Below are 23,986 nucleotides of genomic sequence, written 5' to 3'. Positions count from 1 at the left end.
GAGGGGTGGCCGAAGGCCAGACCGAGCTTTTGAGCAAAGCGAAAAAGCGAAGGGCCGAACAGCCCTGTGAGCCCCGCAGCATAGCGGCGGCCGGCTTGCCGGCCGCGGGCCCCAAATCCCTATCCTACTCCCCTTTCAAGGCTTTCATTTCTTCCAATCGCTCTTTGGCCGAACGAGGCTGTTGGTTGTAATTATCGGTTTCTACCAAGCCATCTTTTAGGCGAATAATGCGGTGGGTATGCTCTGCAATATCGGGCTCATGCGTAACCACAATAATCGTGTTGCCCTGCGCATGCAGCTCCTCAAAAAGGGCCATAATTTCTACCGAAGTGCGGCTATCGAGGTTTCCCGTGGGTTCATCGGCCAAAATAATCGAGGGTTTATTGACCAAGGCCCGAGCCACGGCCACCCGCTGCCGCTGCCCCCCCGAAAGCTCATTGGGCTTGTGGTCCATACGGCTGCCCAAACCCACAGCGGTCAAAACTTCGGCCGCCCGCTCTAGGCGTTTGCGCTTGCTCATGCCCGCATAAATCAAGGGCAAGGCCACATTTTCTAAAGAAGATAGGCGGGGAATCAAATTAAAGGTCTGAAAAACAAAACCAATTTCTCGGTTCCGAATCTCGGCCAGCTCATCCTCCGTCATCCCACTCACATCCTCCCCATTGAGCAGATAATGCCCCCCGCTAGGCGTATCCAAACAACCCAACATATTCATTAGGGTCGATTTGCCCGAGCCCGAAGGCCCCATCAAAGAGACATAGTCGTTCTCGTAAATATCCAAACTAATTGATTGCAAGGCCCGCACCTCTTGGCCCCCCATCTGGTAAACCTTGCTGATGTCTTGAATATTAATAATGCTTTTATTAGAATTTGCCATAGGGAATCTACTGATAATCAAAAAGGTAAAGAAGCCGGCCCAAAAAAGAGCTAGCTAAAAGTACAAATTAGAATGGTTTTTTAGGGATAAAAAAATTATTTTAGCCGCAAATTAACGCTTATCGTAAATCAAAATACCTTATGTCTAAAGAGCAACTGCCCTACAAGCATATTGTAGTGGCCGGAAATATTGGGGCCGGAAAAACCTCACTCTGTCGTTTGTTAGGAGAAGAATTTGGCTGGACCGTCAATTATGAATCTACCGATGACAACCCTTATCTAGAAGATTTTTACAATGATATGGGCCGCTGGTCCTTCAACCTACAGGTCTACTTCCTCAATAGCCGATATAGACAAGTACTGAAAATCAAGGCGGGCAATGAAGTGGTCATTCAGGACCGCTCTTTGTATGAAGATGCCCATATCTTTGCCGCCAACCTGCATGAAATGGACCTGATGTCGGTCAGAGATTTTAAAAACTATTTTGACCTCTTCCTCCTTATGGAGTCGCAAATCACCCCCCCCGACCTCATGATTTATCTCAAGTCTAGCGTGCCCACTCTGGTCAAACATATCCAGAAAAGAGGCCGTAGCTATGAGTCGAATATGAGCCTGCACTATCTGCAATCCCTCAACGAACGATACGAAAACTGGATCGCCGAATACTCCGCAGGTAAATTGCTCACCCTCAGCGCCGACCAACTCGATTATGTGGGCAATGAGGAAGACCGCAAAAAAGTGATTGCTCAGGTGAAAGCCGCCCTAGACGGCTAAACCCCAAAATAACTATCCCCCTAAATCACTAAACTCTATATCTTATGAAAGTCCGAAACCTCTTTTTTGTCCTCCTTTGGCTCCTTAGCCTGACTATTGCCTGCAATACCCAAGAAGCGCCCAAAACCCCAGAAAAAGCAGCCCTAGAAGAAGGCCAACTCAGCCAAACAGAAAGCGCCCCAGAAAATAATTCTAGCCTAGAAGGAGAAGAATTTCCCGATCGCCCCGGCTTTAAAGGCCGACACAATGATTATGTCTTCTTTATCGAAATGCTCGACAATCAAGAGGTCAAGGGCTTTGTCCGCCACAAAGACCAAAATATCGAAAATGAACTCTCTGGCAAAATGTCCTCTCCCTTCGCCTTTGAGGCCGAAGAATTAGGCGAGGATGCCGATGGAGACGAATTGGTCTGGGCCAAGGTCCGTGGCAAAATCTCGGATGACCCCAGCACAATTGAATTAGACTACAACGATAGCCAAAGCGCTAGCTCTTTTCGCCTAGACCTAAAACGTTAAGTTTTTCGTCTAAGTTCTAGAATTATTGCTTAGCTTTGCCTAGACAAGCAGTGGACGCTTCCGCTGCTTTTTTTTATCTACTGACCAAATGTAAATTATTATGGAAGTACGTAACGATTGGACTACTGCCGAGATTGAGGAAATCTACAACCGCCCCATTCTAGACTTGGTCTATGAGGCCGCTACGGTCCATCGAAAATATCACGAGGCCAGAGAAGTACAGGTCTGTACTTTGCTCTCTATTAAAACTGGTGGCTGCCCCGAAGATTGCGCCTATTGCCCTCAGGCCGCCCGATACAATACCGATGTAGACCACCAATCTCTACTAGAAGTAGATGAGGTCCTCACTAAAGCAAGTATCGCAAAATCTAATGGCGCTACCCGCTTTTGTATGGGCGCCGCCTGGCGACATGTCAAAAATAATAAGCAGTTTGACCGCGTCCTCCAAATGGTCCAAGGCGTAAATAGCCTCGGTATGGAGGTTTGCTGTACCCTCGGTATGCTTACCGAAGAACAGGCCCAACGCCTCAAAGAGGCCGGCCTCTATGCCTATAACCACAATCTCGATACCTCGGAAGAGAATTACGAGAATATTATCACTACCCGAGAGTATCAAGATCGTCTCGATACCATCGATAATGTCCGTAATACAGGCATCTCGGTCTGCTCTGGCGGTATTATCGGCCTTGGCGAAACCGACCAAGACCGCATCGCTATGCTGCACACCCTAGCCAATATGCCTAAGCATCCCGAATCTGTGCCCGTGAATGCCCTCGTCCGTGTGCCCGGCACGCCTCTAGAGGACCAAAAACGGATCACGCTTTGGGAAATGCTCCGCATGATCGCTACCGCCCGCATCATTATGCCCCTCTCTCAGGTCCGCCTATCCGCTGGCCGCGAGGAAATGAGCATCGAGGAGCAAGCCTTCTGCTTTATGGCTGGCGCTAGCTCTATCTTTGCCGGCGAAAAACTACTCACTACCCCTAATCCCGATGTGGATCAGGACCGCCAGATGTTCCAGCTGCTCGGCCTACAACCCCGTGCGGCCTTCAAAGGACAAGAAAACGAAATGGAAGCCGGTAAGTTTGTCTAAACTCCTCCCCCTTCTATAAAGGTACAGATTAGCAGAAAGGCTTTGGCTTTTCTGCTTTTTTTTTGGGGCTGCCCCGCCCTGCGGGCGGGTCGGGCCATTTCGCAGCTCGCAGGTCTGCTCGGCCCTGCGGCGGCTGCGCCGCCTGGGTCTGCCGCCTTCGGCGGCCCTGCTACAGCCCCTCAGCCGGCGGCTTCGCCGCCTCTAGACGCAGAATAGCATCCCCCACTTTACAATTGCCGTTTCACAAATTCCCAATAGCATCCCCCGCTTTGCAATTACCATTTCACAAATTGCAAATAGCATCCCCCGCTTTGCAATTACCATTTCACAAATTGCAAATAGCTCACCGCAGTTTACAATTGCCATTTCACAAATTCCCAATAGCTCACCGCAGTTTACAATTGCCATTTCACAAATTACAAATAGCATCCCCCACTTTACAATTGCCGTTTCACAAATTGCAAATAGCATAACCCACTTTACAATTGCCGTTTCACAAATTCCCAATAGCATCCCCTCCTTTACAATTGCCGTTTCACAAATTGCGAATAGCTTACCGCAGTTTACAATTGCCGTTTCACAAATTGCGAATAGCATACCCTACTTTACAATTGCCGTTTCACAAATTGCAAATAGCATAACCCACTTTACAATTGCCGTTTCACAAATTGCGAATAGCATCCCCCACTTTACAATTGCCATTTCACAAATTGCGAATAGCATCCCCCACTTTACAATTGCCGTTTCACAAATTGCGAATAGCATACCCTACTTTACAATTGCCATTTCACAAATTGCGAATAGCATAACCCGCTTTACAATTGCCATTTCACAAATTGCGAATAGCATAACCCGCTTTACAATTGCCGTTTCACAAATTGCGAATAGCATAACCCGCTTTACAATTGCCATTTCACAAATTGCGAATAGCTTAGCGCAACTGTAGGATGCCGTTTTGCAGCTGCAGAATAGGGCGTAAAGGTTTTGTTGGGCTATTTGTCCTTCGGCCATCGGCTGCGCCGCTATCTGCAGCCTAAAGGCCGCAGCCAAGCTTGTTGGGCCATCATCTTGCTCGCCGCAGGAGCTTAAAAGCCCCTGCTTCGGTGATAGAAAGCAGGGGCTTAGGTTTTTCAGGACCTGCGGCTTTTAAGCTGCAGGCCAAGGGGCAATAAAGAGCTAGCTGATTGGATCCTAATCTGGCTGCGGCTTTTAAGCTGCAGCTATGGCCGAAGGCCAAACGGCCTAGCGATGCGAAAGGGGGCGGCAAAGCCGCAGACCAAGGCCGTCAGGCCGCAGGGCCGAGCGAGCAGCGAGCCCTGAAGCGTAGCGCCCGCCGAAGGCGGGAGGCCCCAAAAAATAAATAGCTTTCAATTCAAACTGAAAGTTTTAAAAACTGTTAGTTAGGCAAGCCACTAAAAAATGCTAAATTTGCGGCGCATTAGCCATGAAACGAAAACTAGAGATATGTCTACAGCCATTGATACCTTACTGAATGATAGCGCATTAGATGCAGGACTACATCAGATTGCCCAAGCGGTACAGCAAGAAAAACGCTTGACCGTAGAGCAGGGCATTTACTTATATGAGCATGCCCCCTTGGGCTACCTAGGGGTTTTGGCCAACTTTATTCGGGAAAAGAAGCATGGAGATAAGACCTACTTCAACCGAAACTTTCATTTGGAGCCCACCAATGTTTGTTTATATACCTGTACCTTCTGCTCTTATTCTCGCCGTATTAAGAAGCGGGAAGATGGTTGGGAGCTGAGCCTAGAGGAAATGATGGAAATCATCAAAAAGTATGATGAGGAGCCAGTTACCGAGGTGCATATTGTAGGTGGGGTTTTGCCGCAGTACGATCTGGAATTTTACAGCCAGTTGTTTAGCCAAATCCGTGCACATCGTCCCGACTTGCATGTAAAGGCCCTCACTCCAGTAGAATATCACTACATTTTCAAAAAGGCCAAGGTCTCTTATGAAGAAGGTATGCGCCTAATGAAAGAGGCCGGTTTGCAGTCTATGCCCGGCGGCGGAGCCGAGATTTTCCATCCCGAAATTCGAGATCAGATTGCAGGCGGAAAATGTACGGGCGAGCAATGGCTGCGCATTCATGAAATCTGGCATGAACTGGGTATGCGCTCTAATGCTACCATGCTTTACGGACATATTGAAGAGTTTAAGCATCGGGTGGACCATATGGAGCAATTGCGTCAGTTGCAGGATAAAACGGGGGGCTTTCAGACCTTTATTCCCCTTAAGTTCCGCAACCAGAACAATGAGATGTCTCATCTGCCGGAGGTCTCTGCCGTAGAGGATTTACGCAATTATGCCATTGCCCGCATTTATATGGACAACTTTGAGCATATTAAGGCCTATTGGCCTATGATTGGGCGCACAACTGCACAGCTTTCATTAGCTTTTGGGGTAGATGATATTGATGGGACCATTGATGATACCACCAAAATTTATAGTATGGCGGGTTCTGAAGAGCAAAACCCCGCACTAAGCACCGAAGAATTGGTGCAGTTGATTAAGGCCGTGGGTCGCCACCCTATTGAAAGAGGCACCCTATATAATGTGGTCCAAGATTATCAGGATTTTGATTTCAGTCAGCAGCCCAAAAAGGTCAAAAAAGGCTTTGTGGGACTCCCTGTTATTGATAAGACCAAAGCATAATGGCCCAAAAAACGCTATATATCTACCGACATGGCCGCACCCGATATAATTTAGAGCATCGGGTGCAGGGTCGTGGCGTCAACTCTTCCTTGGATGCCCATGGTTTGGCCCAAAGAGATGCCTTTTTTGAGCATTACAAAAGCGAGGGCTTTGAATTACTGTTGGCCTCTTCGCTCAAGCGTAGCCAAGAAAGCATAGCGCCCTTTGGGCTGCAGTTGGAGCAAGATATTTGGCATTGGCCCGAATTAGACGAGGTTTCTTGGGGCATTTTTGAGGGGCAGGCCTCTACCCCCGAAATGCACCAAAACTACAAAGCCCTGATGAATGCTTGGGGCCGCGGAGAATATAGCGCCAAAATTCCGCAGGGCGAATCGGCCCTAGAAATGGCGGGCCGTCTGCGCCTTGCCCTACACAAAATAGAGCAACTCCCCCAACAGAAAATCTTAATTTGTACGCATGGGGCCACCCTCTCCTTTTTATCGGCCCTGCTTCAGGGGCAAGAGCTCAAGGCCCTGCGACAATACAAACACCATAATACGGGCCTCTCTATTTTTGAACAAGATGGGCCGCATTATCGCCTGAAGGCCCAAAACGAAGTAGAACACCTCAGGCTTAGAAATCTGCTCGATTGAGCCCTACCACTATGAAGAAAAAAATCCGCCTCTCCATTGTCTCCTACCTCAACTCCAAACCCTTTTTATACGGCCTGTTTCGCCACAACCTGGATCAAGAGGTTGACCTTAGCCTAGATATCCCCGCCGATTGTGCCAAAAAACTGCTAAACAATCAGGCAGATTTGGGCCTAGTCCCCGTGGCTATTTTGCCCCAATTGGCCCATTATGAACTGATTAGCGACTATTGCATTGGGGCCTCCTCCCCCGTCAAAACGGTCTGTATATATAGCCAATGCCCCATAGAAGAAATAGAAACGCTTTATCTAGATTATCAATCGAGAAGCTCGGTGGCCCTGGCCCAGATTCTTGTTAAAAAGCACTGGAAACTTAGTCCCAAAATTGCCCAAGCGAGCAGCGGCTATATCCAAAATCTAGGCGGCAAAACGGCTGGGGTCGTCATTGGCGACCGCTGCATGGGCCTAGAAAAAGACTTTGCTTATGTCTATGATTTAGCCGAAGTTTGGATGCAATATAGCGGCCTGCCCTTTGTTTTTGCGGCCTGGGTGGCCAATAAAACGCTGGCCCCTAGCTTTGTCCAAAAATTTAATGCCGCCCTAGCGGAAGGACTGAATCAGCGACAACAATTGCTGGCCCTACTCCCTCCCCAAAAACAATTTAGCCTAGAGGAGTATTACTATAAAAATATTGACTATCAGCTAGACGAGGCCAAAAGAAAAGGCCTAGAGAAGTTTCTTCAAGAGGGTGTAGAATTGGGGTTGTTGTAGGTTGTTTTTTGGGGGCGTTACTCCTTTCAGTCGTCGAACTGCGGCTTGCAGCCTTGTTGTCTGCCTGCGGCGGGCGCTACGGTTACTCCCTTTGGTCGTCGAACTGCGGACTAAAGTCCTTGTTGTTAGGGCTCGCAGGTCTGCTCGGCCCTTCAGGCTCCACTTCGTTTCGCCTTCGGTCTGGCCTACGGCCACCCTTTCACATCGCTAGGCCATTGGCCGCAATCGTCAAGAAAAGGTCAAGAAAATAAAAAAGCTTTTGCATCTCTGCTTTATGGCCTATCTTGGCCCTTGCTCAGAGAGCCAAAAATAAAAGTCATCTATGCGCGAATTAGCTTATTTAAACAAATACTTTTACAAATACCGCTGGCGATTTTTGCTGGGGGTTTTGTTTGTTTTGGCCTCCAATTACTTTCGGGTTTTGCAGCCACAGGTCATCCGCTATGCCCTAGATTTGGTCATTGATAATGTCTATTTCTACCGCTTATTGGAGGGCAGCCGCTTACAGGCTGATTTCTTTGGGCAATTGGGTAAGATTTTGCTCTTTTTTGGGGGACTCACGCTCTTGTTTGCCCTTCTGATGGGCCTATTTATGTATTTCATGCGGCAAACCCTCATTGTCATGTCTCGTTTGATAGAGCGCGACCTCAGACAAGAGATTTTCCAGCATTATGAGCGACTACATTTGGCCTTTTATCGCAAAAACAATACAGGTGATCTCATGGCCCGCCTCACCGAAGATGTGAGTAAGGTCCGTATGTATTTGGGCCCAGCCGTTATGTATGGGGTCAATCTCGTCTTTCTGATGGTCATGGTCATTGGGGCCATGCTTTCGGTGAGTGTGGAGCTCACGCTCTATTCCTTGATTCCCTTGCCTATTCTCTCCTTCTCTATTTATTATGTCACCAGCATTATCAATAAAAAGAGTGAGGCCATTCAGGGGCAGCTCTCCACCATCAACAGTTTGGCCCAAGAGGTTTACTCTGGCATTCGGGTGGTCAAATCTTATGGGCGAGAAGAAGCCATGGCCGACTTCTTTGATGAGGAGATTGAAGACTATAAAGAGAAGTCGCTCAGTTTGGTCCGTGTAGAGGCCATGTTCCGCCCCCTGATGATTATTTTGATTGGGGCCAGTACTATTATTAGTGTACTAGTGGGCGGTATGCTTGTGATTGATGGGAAAATCTCGGCGGGAAACATTGCCGAGTTTATCATTTATATCAATATGCTTACTTGGCCCGTCACTTCTATTGGTTGGGTGGCCTCTATTGTTCAAAGAGCGGCTGCTTCTCAGAAGCGCATCAATGAGTTTTTAAAAACTACCGTAGCCGTAGAAGATGAGGCCCAAGGGCAAACAGCTCCGCCCTTGAAAGGAGCCATTGAATTTAAAGATGTAAGCTTCCGCTATCCAGATACGGGTATTTTGGCCCTAAAAGGCCTCAACTTTAGCCTAAAAGCAGGCGAGCGCATGGCCATTATTGGCCGCACGGGTTCGGGCAAAAGCACCATAGCCGACCTTTTACTGCGGATGTACGATATAGATGAAGGCCAAATCTTAGTGGATGGCCAAAGCATTCGGGCCTATCCCTTGGACCAATTGCGGCAGCAAATTGCCTATGTGCCTCAGGATGTCTTCCTCTTTTCTGATACCATTAGTAATAATATTGCCTTTGGTGCTCCTGGAAAAAGCCAGGAAGAAATTGAGCAGGCCGCCCGCTATGCCGCCGTATATGAAGATATCATGAGTTTGGACCAAGGGTTTGCTAGTCAGGTGGGCGAAAGAGGCGTTACCCTATCGGGGGGACAAAAACAGCGGGTATCTCTGGCCCGCGCCCTAATCAAAGACCCTAGTTTGCTCCTATTAGATGATTGTCTTTCTGCTGTGGATACCAAAACAGAGGCAGAAATTACGCAGTACCTCAAAACGGTTTGTGCAGACAAAACCACCATTATTATTACCCATCGGCTATATGCCTCTTTGGCCTTTGACAAAATTATGGTCCTAGAAGAAGGCCAAGTAGTAGAGATGGGCAGCCATGAAGAACTAATTGCAAAAAAAGAAGGCTACTATTACGAGCTTTACGAAAAGCAAAGAGTAGAAGAATTAGAAAAATAAAACAGTAACTAGAATGAAATCAACTAAGTCAGCAGCACTATACGCAGAGGCCAAAGGCTATTTTCCGGGTGGAGTAAGCTCTCCTGTACGCGCCTTTAAATCAGTAAAAGGAGTACCTCTTTTCATTAAAGAAGGAAAGGGCGCCAAAGTATGGGATGAAGACGATAATGAATTCATCGACTTTTGTGGCTCTTGGGGTCCCCTTATTTTGGGCCACAACAATGATGAAATCCGAGAGAATATCTATGCCGCTGTGGCCAAAGGGACTTCTTTTGGCACCCCCACTCGTTGGGAAAACAAATTGGGGCAGTTGCTTCTAGAAAACAACCGCTTTGTAGAAAAAATCCGTTTTGTCAGCTCTGGAACAGAAGCCGTAATGTCGGCTATTCGTTTGGCCAGAGGAGTAACCGGCAAAAATAAGATCATCAAGTTTGAGGGTTGTTATCATGGGCATGTAGACTCGCTTTTGGTGAAGGCGGGTTCTGGCTTGGTTACTTTTGGAGAAAGCACTAGTGCGGGTATTCCCGATTCTTTTGCCAAAGAAACCTTGGTCCTCCCCTTAGACCGTCCAGACCTCTTGGAAGAATGCCTCAGAGAGTATGGCGAAGAAGTAGCTGCCGTAATTATTGAGCCCGTACCGGCCAACAATGGCCTTTTGCTTCAGCAAAAGAGCTTTTTGGAAGAATTGCGTCGCTTGACCAAAGCTTATGACTGTCTCCTTATTTTTGATGAGGTGATTTCGGGTTTCAGAGTAGGTTTTGAGGGAGCGGCTGGCTACTATGGCATTCAGCCCGACATCATTACTTATGGTAAAATCATTGGTGGAGGAATGCCTGTGGGGGCCTATGGTGCTTCTGCTGAAATCATGGGCCATGTAGCCCCTGATGGTCCAGTTTATCAGGCGGGAACCTTATCGGGTAATCCGGTGGCTATGGCTGCGGGTTATGCTTCGGCCAAACAGTTGTTGGCCCCAGGTTTTTATGAGGAGATGGAAGCCAAAACGCAGGCTTTTGTAAAGAATATTCAGGATTTCTGTGATGAGCGGGAGTATCCTGTACATATTTCGACCATTGGTTCTATTTTCTGGATGGCCTTTGACCGCAGCACGATTCGTCGGGCAGACCAAATTGATGCGGCGAGCATGGAGCACTTTAAGGCTCTACATGCCGATCTTTTGGACCATGGCGTTTATTTGGGTCCTTCTGGTTATGAGGTAGGCTTTATTTCGGCAGCACATACGCCCGAGATTTTAGCCGAGGCTGCCGAAAAAATCAAGGCGAGCTTGAGCCGTGTATTTTAGGTCCTTGCGCATGTATAACTAAAGCGCCATCAGCCTGAGGCTGATGGCGCTTTTTTTGGGCCCGAAGGGCTTTTGTTTGGCCTAGCGATGTGCAGGGGTGGCCCGCAGGGCCAGACCGAGGCGGCAAGGCCGCCGAAGGGCCGAGCAGAGCTGCGAGCCCCGCAACGACAACAAGAACTTTAGTTCGCAGTTCGACGACCAAAGGGAGTAACCGCCGACGAGCGCAGCGAGGCGGAGGCCCCAAAAAACAGTAAGAAAGGGGCAGAAAAAAGCCCCAATTCACACTTGTAAATTGGGGCTTAAAATCGAATTAGCTTATGGATTAGGCAACAAAGTGATCTTCGAGGTTACCTTCTTCATTACCAAGACCTTTAGGATTGCGACCATATTGGTTTTCGCCATGCTCACTATCAGAAACAGCCAAGATGAAGTTGTAGATAGGAATTAGCATAAACCAACCGCTTTTTCCTACATCATGCATACGGCGAACAGCCACAGCGATAGTGGGAACAAGCGTAACGAGCGCGAATATGCTGCCCAAAAAGACACCTGCTTCGCCCATAATAGCGATACCTACTCCTGACAATACTTGTTGAATGACTGCGTTGATGATGACGAACATCCAGTACTCTTTTCTTCTGGCTCTACCAGAGAATGTGGCAAACTTTTGCCATGGGGCTAAATACCATTCCATAGATTAAGGTTTTGTTGGTTAGGGATTAAACAATGATTTAATTTATGGCTAAATATTTAGACTTGCAATTGTTTTTGTGAAATTTATCACAAAAAAACAGAATTAGCCCTAGTTGGCATCGATAACTTGGCCAGAGCCCGTTGCTGTAACGGTTTTGGCGGGATTGCCTTTATAGTAGAGATTTCCGCTTGAGGAGAGGTTGGCATCCAGTAAGCTACTGACCTGGCATTCAATCTGGCCGCTACCTGCATGTTGGTAGCTTCCATTTTGGCTCAGGAAGTTAAAGCCTGCATAGCTACCGCTACCGCTAATATTGACGGATTCGCTGGGGCTATAGCCGCTAATATTGCAGCTGCCGCTCCCAGTCAGGAAGGCCTCCCATTGGTTAGTTTGTAGATCTGGGATCAGGATATTTCCGCTGCCTTCAATTTGGCCAACGGCTCGGCTAGCGCTACCTTCAAAAGAGATATTTCCGGAGCCCGTTATTTCTAAAAAGAGGGCATCTTGTACTGTAATTTCATTTTGGCAATTAATATCTCCGGAGCCAGAAGTTTTGAGAAGGAGGCTATCAAAATTGGCGGTTCCATCGGTAAAGAGCTGCATATTTCCGCTGCCTGAATTTTCAAAATAGAAGCCTTGGGGGGTGTAGACGGTCACCTTTAGTTCGTAGGCGCCATAATTGCCTTGGTCCAAATCTAGCTCTAGGATGCCCTCACTATTAACGGTCCAGAAAATGCGTTCAATAAAATTGGCATGTCCTTCTGCAATCACTTCTAGTTGGGGGCCATATTGGATATCGACATCATAGTCGGCTTGTAGATCTACGCCAGCTAGGGGGCCTTCTACGGGCAGTTGGCTATCAACAATATCGCCTTCCCCTTCAATAGTGCAGCTCATGAGGCTAAGCAAAAGGGCCAAAAACAAAAAGGAATACTTCATAGGGGTTAGAATTAGTGAATAAATTGTTCTAAGCGCTGGCCATCCTCTACTTTATGGATGCTCAGGCGTTTTTGATTGGGGCTGAGTTGCTCAATCAATAACTTATCTTTGTAGGCCGATAGCCAGAAATAGTTATAAAAAGCTTGGCCTACTTTGGGCCGTTGACTTTTGGGTTCAAGCAATTGGCGCCAAAGCAATTTTTCCTCGCTTAGGGAAATGGCCAAGAGCAGCGCACCGGGGGCTCTTTCGTTAAATACGATGGCGTAGAGGGTATCATTTATCAACAAAGTCTTCATTTCTTCATAGCGTTGGATCTGCTCTATGGGCAGGGCAAAAGACTGTTGTTTATAAAGGATTTGAAGTTGTTGATTATCTGGAAGAATTTGCAGAAAGCCTCTAATTTCGCTATCTGTGGCCTCATCCCAAATGAGTCCATCAAAGCTAAAGTCGTATTCGCTCAGCTGTCCTTTCTCTAGGTCTAGAACCACCGATTTTTGTTTGCTCTCTAAATAGGAGTTGAAGACCAGTTGCTTGCTGCTGTGGCTAAAATAGTTGAGATAGGGCCGAGAGTAGCGCAATTGGGCATAGCTCACGGAATCGGAATGGGGAATTTTCAGACCAAAGACCTCTTCGCCTGCAGCATTATATTTATAGACCTTATAGCCTTCGGCTCCTTTGAGGTGCTTAACGCAAACGGCTCCATCTTGGGCCAAAAGCAAAAAGTTTTGTCCCCCGCTCAGGGCTTTTTCTTCTCGGTTGAGCAAAGGGGTTGCGGCCTTAGAGCTGAGGTCGGTCATCAGAACGCCCTGCCCTGCAGTAAGCTCAAATAGTTGGCCCTTAAAGGCAATTTTATCTATAGATAAGCCATCAAAGCGGCTGTGGTATTTGCTTTCGGTCTTAAAGCTCTGGGCGGCGATGTTCTCCGATTCATAGGGCCGCAGTTGGTCCAATTGTACATAACGGCCCGCAAAGGGATAAATGGATAGGGCCAGACTATCTTGGGCAGCCAAGAGGCCCGGCAAACACAAAAGAAGGCAAAAAAAGAATATCTTATTCATAGTTAAGCTTAGGCAGGTTGAAAATACTGCCCAAAGATACAGAAGTCTCGCCAATTTAGGGCAGTAAGATAAAAAAGGAGCTGGCTTAAAGCCAGCTCCTTTTCCTTTAGCGATAAGGCTTTACCACCCCAAAACCAACGCTCGTTCCCTGCCCCAAACCGATAAAGTTGGGCAAAAAGACATTGGTCTCAAAGTCTAAGGTATAGGCCTCTTTCTTGATGCCTTTATAAGATACCCGCTTCAGATCTAGCGGATCGGTAATATGCACCTCTAGCTCTTCTTCTAAATGTACGCCCATGGCCCCATAAAAGTTGAGGATGTGGTTGCGCAAAATCCGCTCGAGCAGCTCCAAACGCTCCCGCAAGCTGCGGCAAGCCTTAATGGCCCGATAGTTTTCACTGTTTAGGGCCAACCAATTGTGTAGGCGATACAAACGCGGATGCTCCCAATAATGTAGGTTGTACTCCTGCAAATGCAAGCGATGAATTCGCATATCATGCTGCTTGTCGCCAATCTTAAGGCTCCAATCCGATTGCGTAAAAAAGTGATGGGCCTCCTCTACCCCCCGATCAATGCAAAGCAATAGGGGCCGTCTTTTGTGCAATTTGTACTGAATCAAAGGGTAGCGATAATGAAAACTCTCTTCTTTTTGCTCATCTTCATTGTTGTGGTTGTGAAACCAGTCGTTTTCTAAGCCCACCTTATGGGCCATCGCTCCTCTAAATTTACTCAGTTCCCAAGGCTGCAAATAGGTCTGAAAACTCACTTCTAGCATTCTTAATTTCTTTAGGGAGGTCTTGTTGTTTGTCATATTGATTGGTTTAGTCAAAAGATTTAGTTCCATACCGGAATCGGCATTTGCGCCATCACACTATAACGATCGCCCAAATTTTCCAGCACGCTTTTCCATAATAATTCATTCTGTGGCTGAAAGATGTAGTTGCGGTCGCTCTCGGCCAATATCCAAGTCTGCACCTCTATTTCTTCCTGCAGTTGGCCCTCGCCCCAACCACTATAGCCCACAAAAAAAGTAATGTCGTTTTGCTCCAATAATCCCTGCCGAATCAAGACCTTGAGCTGCTCATAGTTCCCGCCCCAATACAATCCTTCCTCAATTTTCATGGCCCCTTCCAGTAATTCTCCCTTGGTATGCACATAATGTATGCTGTCGGTCTGCACCGGCCCACCAAAATGTACTTCCGCAGAAAAATCCGGAAAATCATTGACCAAATCCTTAATATCTAGCCCCATAGGCTTGTTCAACACAAAACCTACGCTGCCCTCCCGCTCATGGTCGCAGAGCAAAATTACGGCCCGCTTAAAATGATGATCAGACATAAAGGGCTCGGCCAATAATAAACGCCCCGCCTGCAAACTCAACTTCTCGATGACTGCTGTTTTTAGTATAAAAAAAGATGCCCCTAAGGGCCTTGGGCTAATTTAGTAGAATTCAACTAATTTTTCGCTTTTTCTTTTTCATTTCTACTTTTGGGGCCTTACTCCTTTCAGTCGTCGAAGACGAACTAAAGTTCTTGTTGTCGTTGCGCAGCTCGCTGCTGTTTTGGGGCCTCCGCTGCGGCTTCGCCTTGCGGCGCTACGTTGCGCAGCTCGCAGGTCTGCTCGGCCCTGCGCAGGCTTTGCCTGCTCGGTCTGGCCTAACGGCCACTGCTGCACATCGCTAGGCCAAGCCCCTCTTGGCCCCCTAGCCCAGCCCCTAGCAACCAACTCCGCCCCTCCCTTGGTCGAAAAAAAAGCAGGCCCTTGCTTTTTCTCTTAAATTAGCCCTATTTTTCGACCCATTTACACGCCTAGAAAAACTACCTTCAGATTTGAAGCCTTCTACTATATATTATAGCGTCCTTCTTGGACTTTTTTGCCTTTTTGCCGCTCCCCATCTCTCCGCCCAAAGCTGCCCCCAACAGGATAGTAGCCAAGCCTTTGCCGCCTTTGAAGCCGCAAAAAAAGCCATGGGCCAAGGCCAAGCCGGCCAAGCCTTTGACCAAATGGAGAAGGCCAAAAAACTATTGGCCCAAGCCGGCTGCTGGGAAAACTGGACCCGCATTTCCTATAATAAGGCCATTATGCACAAAAGAGCCGGCCAAATGCAGGCCATGAAAAATGAGCTCCGCCTGGCCCAAACTACCGCCCTCCAACAATTACCCGAAAATGACCCCTGGCAAGGCCATATCGCCTATCTCTTTGGCCGCTTTTATATGGGCCAAGGCGCCCTAGATACCGCCAAACTCTATTTCCTGCAGTCTCGATTTACCTATAAGTTTGCCCAGTCCTGGAAAGATTATGCCCAAGCCTCTAGAGCCCTAGCCGAAACTAGCCTCTATATGCAGGATTATAGACTGATGGAACGCTACTTAGATGATGCCTTTACCATTACCCAAGAACAGCTCAATAATGATTTGCCTTCTTTGCGCAAAATCTTACAGCTCTATGGCGCCCTCTATTACCGAACTGGAGATTATGAATCGGCCCTAGACCGAACCAAAACTACCCTAGAAATTGTCAAGGAAGCTATGCAGTCTAGACAAGATTCTATCGAGGTGGCTTCTTATTATAATAATATTGGCCTGCTCTATATCGAAATTGGCGATGTGGACAAGGCCGAGGACTATTGCCGCAATGCACTTAACCTATCTAGCCAATTAGGCGACCTTTTCCGCATTGCCAATACCTACACCAACCTGGCCGAACTCACTCGTAAAAAGGCCGCCTATAGCCGAGCCTATAATAACTTTAAGAAGGCCGAAGATGCCCTCAATAGAATGTCGCCCAAAGAACAGGCCGCCAATGCCGCTATCCAAGCCCGTATCCAACTCAATTTGGGCTGGGCCGAGGTGGCCTGGGAAATCGGAAAGAAAAAAGAGGCTTTTGCCCTTTTGGCCCAAACCGAAAATTGGCAAAAACGCCTGCGCTTCAAAACCGAATCTACCTTTTTGCTCTATGGCCGCTTTTTTCGCCTGCAAAAAGATTGGGAACAAGCCAAAAACAAACTCGATAAAGCCCTAGAAGAAGGCCAAAAGACCTATAGCTCGGGCAAACATCCCGATTTGGCCCGCATTTACCTAGAACGTGCCCTGCTCTTTGCCCAACAACCCAAAACCGAAATCGGCCAGGCGCTTATGGCCCTAGAACAGGCCACAGAAGCCCTGCAAATGAAGGCGGGCCTAGCCGCTACCGAAGAACTCTCTGCCGTTTCGGACCGAGAACTGCTGCTAGAAGTCATGGAGGTCCAAATTAAACTCTACGACCAAGCCGGCCAAGAAGAAATGGCCTACCGCCTCGCCCTAAAGGCCGCTAGCCTCGCCTATGAACTCCGAAATAGCTTTAAGTCGGAAGGCTCTCGCCTCTTTTTGCTCCAACGCCTGATTCCTATCTATGAGCAGGCCCTGGCCATTGTCTATAAACGCTACCAAAAGCAACCCAAAACAGACTATCTCTTAGAGGCCTTTCAGTTGGTGGAACGCAGCAAGGCCCTACTGCTCTTAGAGGCCCTACAAACCGAAAATGCCCGCGCCTTTGGGGGCCTACCCAAAAAGCTCCTCAAAGAGGAGCGCCGCCTCAGCCGAGAATTGGCCAAAAAACGCAAGCAGTATTTTGAGGCCCAATTGGCCAATAATGCGGCCCAAATGGATGCCCTAGACAAAGAGCTGCTGGCCCTAAAAAGAGAAAGTCAACGCCTACAAGATACCCTAGAGGCCAATTACTACGATTATTTCCGCCTTAAGTATGAGGATAAAACTCCTAGCCTAGAACAACTGCAGAAAAAACTCGATACCGGCGAACGCTTTTTAGAGTATTTTTCGGCCCAAGATGGTTTTTACCTACTGGCCCTTAGCCCCAAGTCTGGAGAGCTCTTTTATTTGCCCAAAGGCGAAGATTTTAACCGCAAAATGCGCAACTTTCGCCTAGCACTGACCAATAGCAGCTGGCTCAAGGAGGAACAAAAAACCTTGGCCCTCAAGCAGCTGCTCATTGCCGAGGGCTGGGACCTCTACCAGCAGTTTGTAGCTCCCGCCCTAAAAGCTGAGGGCATCGATAAAATTCTCTTGGTCCCCGATGGCCTCCTCAATTATATTCCCTTTGAGGTCCTGCTCTCTGAAGCCCCCGCCCCAGAAGAAGTCCGTCAGCCTAGTTTTAAGACCCTGCCCTATTTGCTCAAGCGCTATAATGTGCATTATCATTATTCGGCCGCCTTGCTCTTATATGAAAGGCCCAAAATTAAGTCGGGCCGAGTGCTGGGCATGGCCCCCTCCTATGCCTATGATGCCGCAGCCCATGCCTCGGGAACCGATAGCCGACAGCATCATATTCGCAGCTCGGTAGATGATCTGCCTGGGGCCAAGGCCGAGATTCAGCAGCTCAGTAAGGCGTTTAAGGGGCTCTTTTTGTATGGCCAACAAGCCAATGAAACCGAATTTAAAAAGCAAATTAGCAAAGAAGAATATGCCCTGATTCATTTGGCCATGCACGGCTGGGTAGATGAAGAGCGACCCGAATACTCTAATTTGGTCTTTAGCCACCGCCACGATAGCCTAGAAGATGACCTCTTACATGCCTATGAGCTCAACTTACTAAAGATTAAGGCCAACTTGGTGGTCCTTTCTGCCTGCGAAACGGGCTTTGGCAAATATGAAAGAGGCGAAGGGGTGGTCAGTCTGGGCCGAGGCTTTATGTATGCCGGCGTGCCCGCCCTAGTCATGACCCTTTGGCCCATTAACGACCAAGCTACGGCCATCTTGATGCAAGACTTTTATGAGGGACTGAGCGCAGGAAAAAGCAAATCGGAAGCCCTGCGACAAGCCAAACTCAATTACCTAGATGCGGCTGGCGATATCAGTAGCCACCCCTTCTTTTGGGCCTCCTTTATTGAGCTGGGCGATGACCGCCCGATCAAGCTTAGTCGGGCCGGCAACTGGAAACTCTATTTGCTGCTCACTGCCCTGATTATCCTGCTTTTGGGCCTTTTGGCTCGTTATTTTCGGCCACAATCAGGAAATTAAAGGCAGTATTTGGATATGCCAAGGGCTTTTTATATTATTGCGCCCAATTAAGCAGAATACCTTTTACTACAATAATAAAAAACAAACTAATGGCAACTAATAAAACGCTGACCATGATCAAGCCCGATGCTGTAAAAGCTGGGCACACTGGCGCCATCTTGGCCCAAATCAATGAAGCAGGTTTCCGTATTGTGGCCCTAAAAATGACTCAATTGAGCACTGCTGCTGCTGAGCGTTTTTATGCTGTACACAAGGAGCGTCCCTTCTTTGGCGAACTCGTTGAGTTTATGACTTCTGGTCCTATCGTGGCCGCCATTTTGGAAAAAGACAATGCCGTAGCCGACTTCCGTACGCTTATCGGTAGCACCAACCCTGCAGAGGCCGCAGAAGGTACTATCCGCGCTAAGTATGCTACTAGCATCGGAGAAAATGCTATTCACGGTTCTGACTCTGACGAAAACGCCCAAATTGAAGGCGATTTCCACTTTGCTGGACTAGAGCAGTTCTAAGCGATTTTCCGCTTTTGCACTAAGCCAAGTTCTCTTTTTAGAGGACTTGGCTTTTTTTGTTTTGGGGCCTGCCGCCTTCGGCGGCCGGGCCCTTGCAGGGCTCGCAGGTCTGCTCGGCCCTTTGCGGGCTGCGCCCGCTCGGTCTGGCCTGCGGCCACCCTTTCAGGCCCCTAGGCCGACGGGCCTTCGGCCCTTTTAACTGTAGGTTGAAACCTACAGCAAGAATGGTATTGCTTCGCAAAAATCTATAAATGAGGGTTGAAACCCTCATGAAATTAACTTCTCGGCCATCCTTTGATAAAAATTTCAGGCTAGTCAAGGCATTTTTTAAAGGCATAGCCCTAGCTATGGCTGAGAAAAATAACGCTGAATAGCAATAAATTAAAACAAAGGATAGAAGGGGCAGGGCTTTCATTTGGCCTTTGCCGACGGGCCTTCGGCCCTGTAGGATCAGGAAGCTGTTTAGGGCCATGGGCTGAAGCCCATGGTTGCGAGTCTATGCAAACTAGCGGGCTGAAGCCCTTGTTTGCTATTGGAGACTGTTTAAAATTTTGTGTTTCTCCTTTTTGCTGCCTAGGGACAAGCCCCTAGGCTAGCTTTTTCAGACAGCCCTCTAAAGAGGGCCTTTGGATAAGATTCTTCTTTGCTATAATCATTTAGCAAGACCTTGTATATCGGCAGTTGAGGCCCTTTAGGGCTGACTCCATTGGATTAGCCTAGGGGCTTGTCCCTAGGCGACTATTGGCCAAATTCCAACCAGCTAAAGACCCAAATTTTATTCTAATACACAAAATCCTGAACAGTCCCCAAAATCCTGAACAGTCCCCTTTTTGTTGCCTATCTGGATACACAAAATCCTGAACAGTCCCGTGAACTGCTTCGGTCTGGAGCTGAACTAGTTTGGTCTGGAGGTAAACTAGTTTGGTCTGGAGGTGAACTAGTTTGGTCTGGAGCTGAACTAGTTTGGTCTGGAGCTGAACTAGTTTGGTCTGGAGGTGAACTAGTTTGGTCTGGAGCTGAACTAGTTTGGTCTGGAGGTGAACTAGTTCGGTCTGGAGGTGAACTGCTTCGGTCTGGAGGTGAACTGCTTCGGTCTGGAGGTGAACTAGTTCGGTAAAATACCGAACTTTCCCCCTTTTTGATTTTGTTACATTATTTCTATTTTTAACAATTCACTAACAGTTGGTCCTAAAATCCCTGTTTCTGCAGCCTAAAGGCCGCAGCCAGTCTCTTGGGCCATCATCTTTCTCGCCGCAGGAGCTTAAAAGCCCCTGCTTCATTGGAGATGGGCGAAGGCATTCGGTTTTCAGCTCCTGCGGCTTTTAAGCTGCAGGCCATGGGGCGATAAAGAGCTAGCTTATTGGCCCCTAATCTGGCTGCGGCTTTTAAGCTGCAGCTATTATGGCCGTCAGGCCAAACGGCCTAGCGATGCGGCGGGGTGGCCGTCAGGCCAGACCAAGGAGCCGAAGGCGACGCAGGGCCGAGCAGACCTGCGAGCCCTGAAGCGTAGCGCCGACGACCGAAGGGAGGCGGAGGCCCCAAAAAATAAAGCAGTATCAAATCCGTTTTAAATGCGGCTCGGGAAAAAGCGGAAGGCCTACAAATTGGGTCAACTTGTTTATCTTTGCGGGCAGTTATTCTATTTGGTCGCTATATCAAGAACTTTCATGCCCTATTCTTCGCTACTTCTTCCGTTTCTTTTTCTGCTCTCTCCCCTATTGTTGTTGGCCCAGGAGCGGCCGAGTTTTGCTTGGGGGCAAATGTTATCTAGTCAGACGCAGTATGGGGGGCAGGCAGAGGGCTTGGATCTTTATTTGGGTCCTGCTGGGGAGCTTTATCTGCTGGGTTATTTTAATGGCAGCATTGATTTCAATCCAGCGATAGATAGTCAGGCTTTGCGGAAGGCCAAGGGGAAGAACGATTTATTTGTGGCCAAATACAACCGTCGGGGGGATTTTCAGTGGGTATTGCCCTTGGGCAGTTATGGCAATGATGCGGCTCAGGCCATTGATTTGAATGCGCAGGGGGAGCTCTTGGTGACCGGTTATTTTTCGGACAGCTTATATTGGTCGGAGCAAGACTATTTATTGAGTGAGGGGGCAGAGGACGTCTTTATTCTGCGCATTTCGGAGGAGGGCGAGGCCTTGGAGGCGGTTTCTTTTGGGGGCAAAGGTAGTGATCAGGGATTAGACATCAAGGCCTACAACCACAGCATTTATATTACGGGAGAATATCGGGAAGAATTTAGTGCTTTGGGGAAGAAGCGGCCGGCCTTTGGAGGCTCGGATATTTTTGTGGGGCAGATTGAGGGCTTTTCGGATTGGCGTTGGTTGCGGACCTTGGGGAGTAAGGGGGCAGATTTGAGTACGGCTCTCTCCTTGAGCAGTTTGGGGGAGCTTTATTTGGCGGGGACGGCCAAGGGGAGTTTTATCTATGACGACTTTAGTCTGGACAGTTTGCAGGCGCCAGAGAGCGGGGCTGCCCTTTTGCTCAAGTACTCTCCTTTGGGCGATTTAATTTGGAAAGAAACCCTAGCGGCCACGGAGGGAATGGAGCTGAGTGACATTGTAGTCAACTCGGTGGGGGAAGCCTTTATGACGGGTAGTTTTCGGGGAGAGCTAGAGGGGCTAAAGAGTCGGGGCGAATCGGATATTTTTCTGGCCCAATTTCACAGAAAGGGGCAGTTGAATTGGATCAAGCGTTTTGGTGGAGCAGGAGATGATCGGGGGCAATGTATAGAAATTGTGGGGCGAAAGCTCTTGGGGATAGCTGGGCGTTTTTCGGGGCAGATTTTGGAGGGCCAGCAAGAAATTCGGGCGCAGGGCGAGCAGTCGGACCTCTTTATTGCCCAATACAGTTTTGAGGGGGACTTTAAGCGGATGCAAGCCTTTGGGGGCCCCTTGTATGAGGAAGTGCAGGCCATGAAGCTCAATTTAGAGGGGCAAGTCTTTTTGACGGGTAGTTTTGAGGGGGCGGCAGATTTTGACCCTTCGCCCAAGCAGGCCTTATTGAACAGTAATGCCATACAGACCTTATTTGTGGCCCATTATCAGGCCGAGAGTTTGGCCTATGACTTTGCCTTTGCCATGGGTTATCGCTACGATGCCTCTTTATCGAGAATAGAGGCCCTTTATCCTAGGGCTTCGGGAGAAATTCTGACAGCGGTTTATTTTGAAGGGGCCCTCTCCATCAATTCCGATAGTTTGCTCAAGAGCAAGGGGCGTTGGGGCGACATCCTGATTAGTCAGTACGACTCTTTGGGGCGTTTGCGTTGGTTTCGGCAATTTGGGGGCCTGGGGGCCGACAAGGCCGAGGCCTTATATCAGAGCGAGGCGGCAGAAAGTTTTTTGGGAGGAAGTTATGGGGCCGACTTCTGTTTATCGGACAGTCTTTGTTGGCAGGCGGAGGGCAAGCAAGACGCCTTTTTGCTCAAGCTGGATAGTTTGGGTGAGCTCCTTTGGGCCAAAGAATGGAAAAGTTTGGGGGAGGTGGATTTGCTGGCTATCAAGCAGCAGCCCAATGGAGAGCTATTAGTTTTGCTGAGTCATCGGGGCGATCGTTTAGTGTATGAGGGGCAGACCTTACTGGATAAATCGGGTTTTTTGCTCTTATCGCTATCGGTAGATTCTGGCCGCTTGGGCTGGTTTAAAACCTTTGATTGTGTGGCGCCGAATCGGGGGCGTTTGGCCTTAGATGAGCAGGGACAGATTTATTTGGGCTTATCCTTTTCGGAGCAGCTTAAGTTGGGGCATCGGCAGAACCAGCTTTTGCGGGCTGCTGGCGAGCAAGACTTGGCCATTTTGGCTTTAGATCGGGGGGGCGATTTTCGATGGGCGCGGCTATTGGGCGGCCGTTCGGACGAGCGCCTGGGTGAGCTCCTATATTTGCCTAAGTTAGGGGTTTATTTGGGCGGAAGTTTTGAGGGGACGGCCGCATTTGGTCCAAGAACCTATAGTGCTAAGGGGAGTCGCAATGCCTTTTTGGTCCATTACAGCAAGGCGGGAGATTTTCGCTGGGTCAAGCCTTGGGGCAGTGATCAGAAAACGAGGATTACGGCTATGGCGGCCGTAGACAGTCAGCAAATTTTGTTGACGGGTTATTTTCAGGGGGAAATGCCTGTTTCGGATAGCCTCATTTTGAAGACCAGCAACCTCTTAAAATCAGATATCTTTTTGATGGAAGTATCGGCCAAGGATGCGCGCTTGAGTTGGGCCAAAGCCTTGGATGGCAGTGGGAACGACCGGACCAAAGCCCTGGTGGTCAGCAACAAAAGCAGCATTTACTTGGGGGCTTCTTTTGAGTCTCGTTTTGATGCTGATCCGAGCAAGGGCGAGCGGATTTTTGAGAACAAAGGCTTGGTATCTACGGCCTTGCTGCTCAAATACCTCAACTTTGCCTTTCAGAAGCTGGAGTTAGTGGCTTTTCGGGCCAAGCGCAAAAACATCAGGGAAGTAGAGTTGCGTTGGACCACCCCTAGAGAGACCGAGAACAAGGGATTTTTGGTGGAGCGTCGTTTGGCGGGCAGTGAAGACTTTCATGCGGTGGGATTTATTCCGGGTTTTGGCAACAGCGAGGCGCCCACCAACTATCGGTTTACGGATGTCAATGCTTTTGATGGGAACAGCTACTATCGGTTTCGGCAATTGTCTAACCATGGGCAGGAGGCCTATTCGGAGGTAGTATTTGTGCGGGGATGGAAGAGCAAAGAGGGTGGGCAGTTGGCCATTTACCCTAATCCGGTGCAAAAAGAATTGAACTTGCGCTTTGGTCGTTTGGGCAAGAAGATGAAATCGGCCAGGATACGGATTTACGATCAGCAGCGGAGGGTAAAACTGGAGTTAAAGGCGGGTTTGAGTTCTAATGAATTATTGATATTGGAGGATGTTTCGGATTTGGAGGCTGGGGCTTATATTTTAGAAATCAGGTACAACAACAGGAAGAAGCGGGAGATTGAGTTTATTAAGGCCTAGGGGCCCGCGGCCGGCAGGCTTCGCCTTGCCTGGCCGCCGCTATGCTGCGGGGCTC

Annotated in this window: 20 protein-coding genes; 11 read left to right on the top strand and 9 right to left on the bottom strand. The window is 48.5% G+C overall.

Annotation, left to right across the window (positions count from 1 at the left end):
• Positions 1-124: 124 nt before the first annotated feature.
• Positions 125-877, bottom strand: coding sequence for an ABC transporter ATP-binding protein (locus tag SGRA_RS16990; protein WP_015694039.1), 753 nt, complete (start codon positions 875-877; stop codon positions 125-127).
• Between the two features lie 140 nt (positions 878-1,017).
• Between SGRA_RS16990 and SGRA_RS16985 the strand changes: the two genes are divergently transcribed.
• From SGRA_RS16985 to bioB, 3 genes are all read left to right on the top strand, one after another.
• A complete protein-coding gene (locus SGRA_RS16985; RefSeq protein ID WP_015694038.1) occupies positions 1,018-1,650 on the top strand; it encodes a deoxynucleoside kinase in 633 nt (210 codons plus the stop codon).
• A 44-nt stretch (positions 1,651-1,694) separates the two neighbouring features.
• Complete coding sequence (locus SGRA_RS16980) at positions 1,695-2,165, top strand: hypothetical protein (protein WP_015694037.1); 471 nt, start codon at positions 1,695-1,697, stop codon at positions 2,163-2,165.
• Between the two features lie 100 nt (positions 2,166-2,265).
• Positions 2,266-3,258 carry a biotin synthase BioB gene (gene bioB / locus SGRA_RS16975; RefSeq protein WP_015694036.1) on the top strand — a complete coding sequence of 331 codons (993 nt, stop codon included), beginning with the start codon at positions 2,266-2,268 and terminating at the stop codon, positions 3,256-3,258.
• A 201-nt stretch (positions 3,259-3,459) separates the two neighbouring features.
• Here the strand turns inward: bioB and SGRA_RS19625 are convergent, their stop codons facing one another.
• The 3 genes from SGRA_RS19625 to SGRA_RS24185 are packed head-to-tail and all read right to left on the bottom strand — an operon-like array spanning position 3,460 to position 4,170.
• A complete protein-coding gene (locus SGRA_RS19625) occupies positions 3,460-3,855 on the bottom strand; it encodes a hypothetical protein (RefSeq protein ID WP_015694034.1) in 396 nt (131 codons plus the stop codon).
• 3 nt (positions 3,856-3,858) lie between these two features.
• Positions 3,859-4,023 (bottom strand): hypothetical protein, encoded by a 165-nt coding sequence (locus tag SGRA_RS24190; protein ID WP_015694033.1) that lies wholly within the window; start codon positions 4,021-4,023, stop codon positions 3,859-3,861.
• A 3-nt stretch (positions 4,024-4,026) separates the two neighbouring features.
• A complete protein-coding gene (locus tag SGRA_RS24185; RefSeq protein ID WP_245538576.1) occupies positions 4,027-4,170 on the bottom strand; it encodes a hypothetical protein in 144 nt (47 codons plus the stop codon).
• A 552-nt stretch (positions 4,171-4,722) separates the two neighbouring features.
• Here SGRA_RS24185 and mqnE point away from each other — a divergent pair.
• The 5 genes from mqnE to hemL all read left to right on the top strand — a co-directional run bounded on the left by mqnE (position 4,723) and on the right by hemL (position 10,746).
• Positions 4,723-5,931 carry an aminofutalosine synthase MqnE gene (gene mqnE / locus SGRA_RS16955; protein WP_041329978.1) on the top strand — a complete coding sequence of 403 codons (1,209 nt, stop codon included), beginning with the start codon at positions 4,723-4,725 and terminating at the stop codon, positions 5,929-5,931.
• Complete coding sequence (locus SGRA_RS16950; RefSeq protein ID WP_015694029.1) at positions 5,931-6,563, top strand: histidine phosphatase family protein; 633 nt, start codon at positions 5,931-5,933, stop codon at positions 6,561-6,563. The genes mqnE and SGRA_RS16950 overlap by 1 nt, the downstream gene beginning before the upstream one ends.
• Before the next feature lie 11 nt (positions 6,564-6,574).
• A complete protein-coding gene (locus SGRA_RS16945) occupies positions 6,575-7,330 on the top strand; it encodes a menaquinone biosynthetic enzyme MqnA/MqnD family protein (protein ID WP_041329753.1) in 756 nt (251 codons plus the stop codon).
• A gap of 322 nt (positions 7,331-7,652) precedes the next feature.
• Positions 7,653-9,446, top strand: a complete 1,794-nt coding sequence (locus SGRA_RS16940) for an ABC transporter ATP-binding protein (RefSeq protein ID WP_015694027.1) — start codon at positions 7,653-7,655, stop codon at positions 9,444-9,446.
• 13 nt (positions 9,447-9,459) lie between these two features.
• Positions 9,460-10,746 (top strand): glutamate-1-semialdehyde 2,1-aminomutase, encoded by a 1,287-nt coding sequence (hemL, locus tag SGRA_RS16935; RefSeq protein WP_015694026.1) that lies wholly within the window; start codon positions 9,460-9,462, stop codon positions 10,744-10,746.
• A 322-nt stretch (positions 10,747-11,068) separates the two neighbouring features.
• Here hemL and SGRA_RS16930 read toward each other — a convergent pair whose 3' ends face one another.
• From SGRA_RS16930 to SGRA_RS16910, 5 genes are all read right to left on the bottom strand, one after another.
• Positions 11,069-11,440, bottom strand: a complete 372-nt coding sequence (locus SGRA_RS16930; protein ID WP_015694025.1) for a DUF805 domain-containing protein — start codon at positions 11,438-11,440, stop codon at positions 11,069-11,071.
• A 108-nt stretch (positions 11,441-11,548) separates the two neighbouring features.
• Positions 11,549-12,379 carry a GIN domain-containing protein gene (locus tag SGRA_RS16925; protein ID WP_015694024.1) on the bottom strand — a complete coding sequence of 277 codons (831 nt, stop codon included), beginning with the start codon at positions 12,377-12,379 and terminating at the stop codon, positions 11,549-11,551.
• Positions 12,380-12,390: 11 nt separating this feature from the next.
• Complete coding sequence (locus SGRA_RS16920) at positions 12,391-13,437, bottom strand: hypothetical protein (RefSeq protein WP_015694023.1); 1,047 nt, start codon at positions 13,435-13,437, stop codon at positions 12,391-12,393.
• Positions 13,438-13,543: 106 nt separating this feature from the next.
• A complete protein-coding gene (locus SGRA_RS16915) occupies positions 13,544-14,281 on the bottom strand; it encodes a CRISPR-associated endonuclease Cas6 (protein ID WP_071823214.1) in 738 nt (245 codons plus the stop codon).
• Positions 14,272-14,775 carry a YqgE/AlgH family protein gene (locus SGRA_RS16910; protein WP_245538575.1) on the bottom strand — a complete coding sequence of 168 codons (504 nt, stop codon included), beginning with the start codon at positions 14,773-14,775 and terminating at the stop codon, positions 14,272-14,274. Before SGRA_RS16910 ends, SGRA_RS16915 begins: the two co-directional genes overlap by 10 nt.
• A gap of 491 nt (positions 14,776-15,266) precedes the next feature.
• Here SGRA_RS16910 and SGRA_RS16905 point away from each other — a divergent pair, with 491 nt between their 5' ends.
• The 3 genes from SGRA_RS16905 (at position 15,267) to SGRA_RS16895 (ending at position 23,931) form a co-directional block, all read left to right on the top strand.
• Complete coding sequence (locus tag SGRA_RS16905; RefSeq protein WP_015694020.1) at positions 15,267-18,452, top strand: CHAT domain-containing protein; 3,186 nt, start codon at positions 15,267-15,269, stop codon at positions 18,450-18,452.
• A gap of 89 nt (positions 18,453-18,541) precedes the next feature.
• Positions 18,542-18,961 (top strand): nucleoside-diphosphate kinase, encoded by a 420-nt coding sequence (locus SGRA_RS16900; RefSeq protein ID WP_015694019.1) that lies wholly within the window; start codon positions 18,542-18,544, stop codon positions 18,959-18,961.
• Positions 18,962-20,628: 1,667 nt separating this feature from the next.
• On the top strand, positions 20,629-23,931 hold the full coding sequence (locus SGRA_RS16895) for a T9SS type A sorting domain-containing protein (protein WP_148268380.1): 3,303 nt from the start codon (positions 20,629-20,631) through the stop codon (positions 23,929-23,931).
• Positions 23,932-23,986: the final 55 nt, after the last annotated feature.

It is taken from the genome of Saprospira grandis str. Lewin, from assembly GCF_000250635.1.
Classification (GTDB): domain Bacteria; phylum Bacteroidota; class Bacteroidia; order Chitinophagales; family Saprospiraceae; genus Saprospira; species Saprospira grandis.
This window is presented reverse-complemented; position numbering and strand designations above follow the sequence as displayed.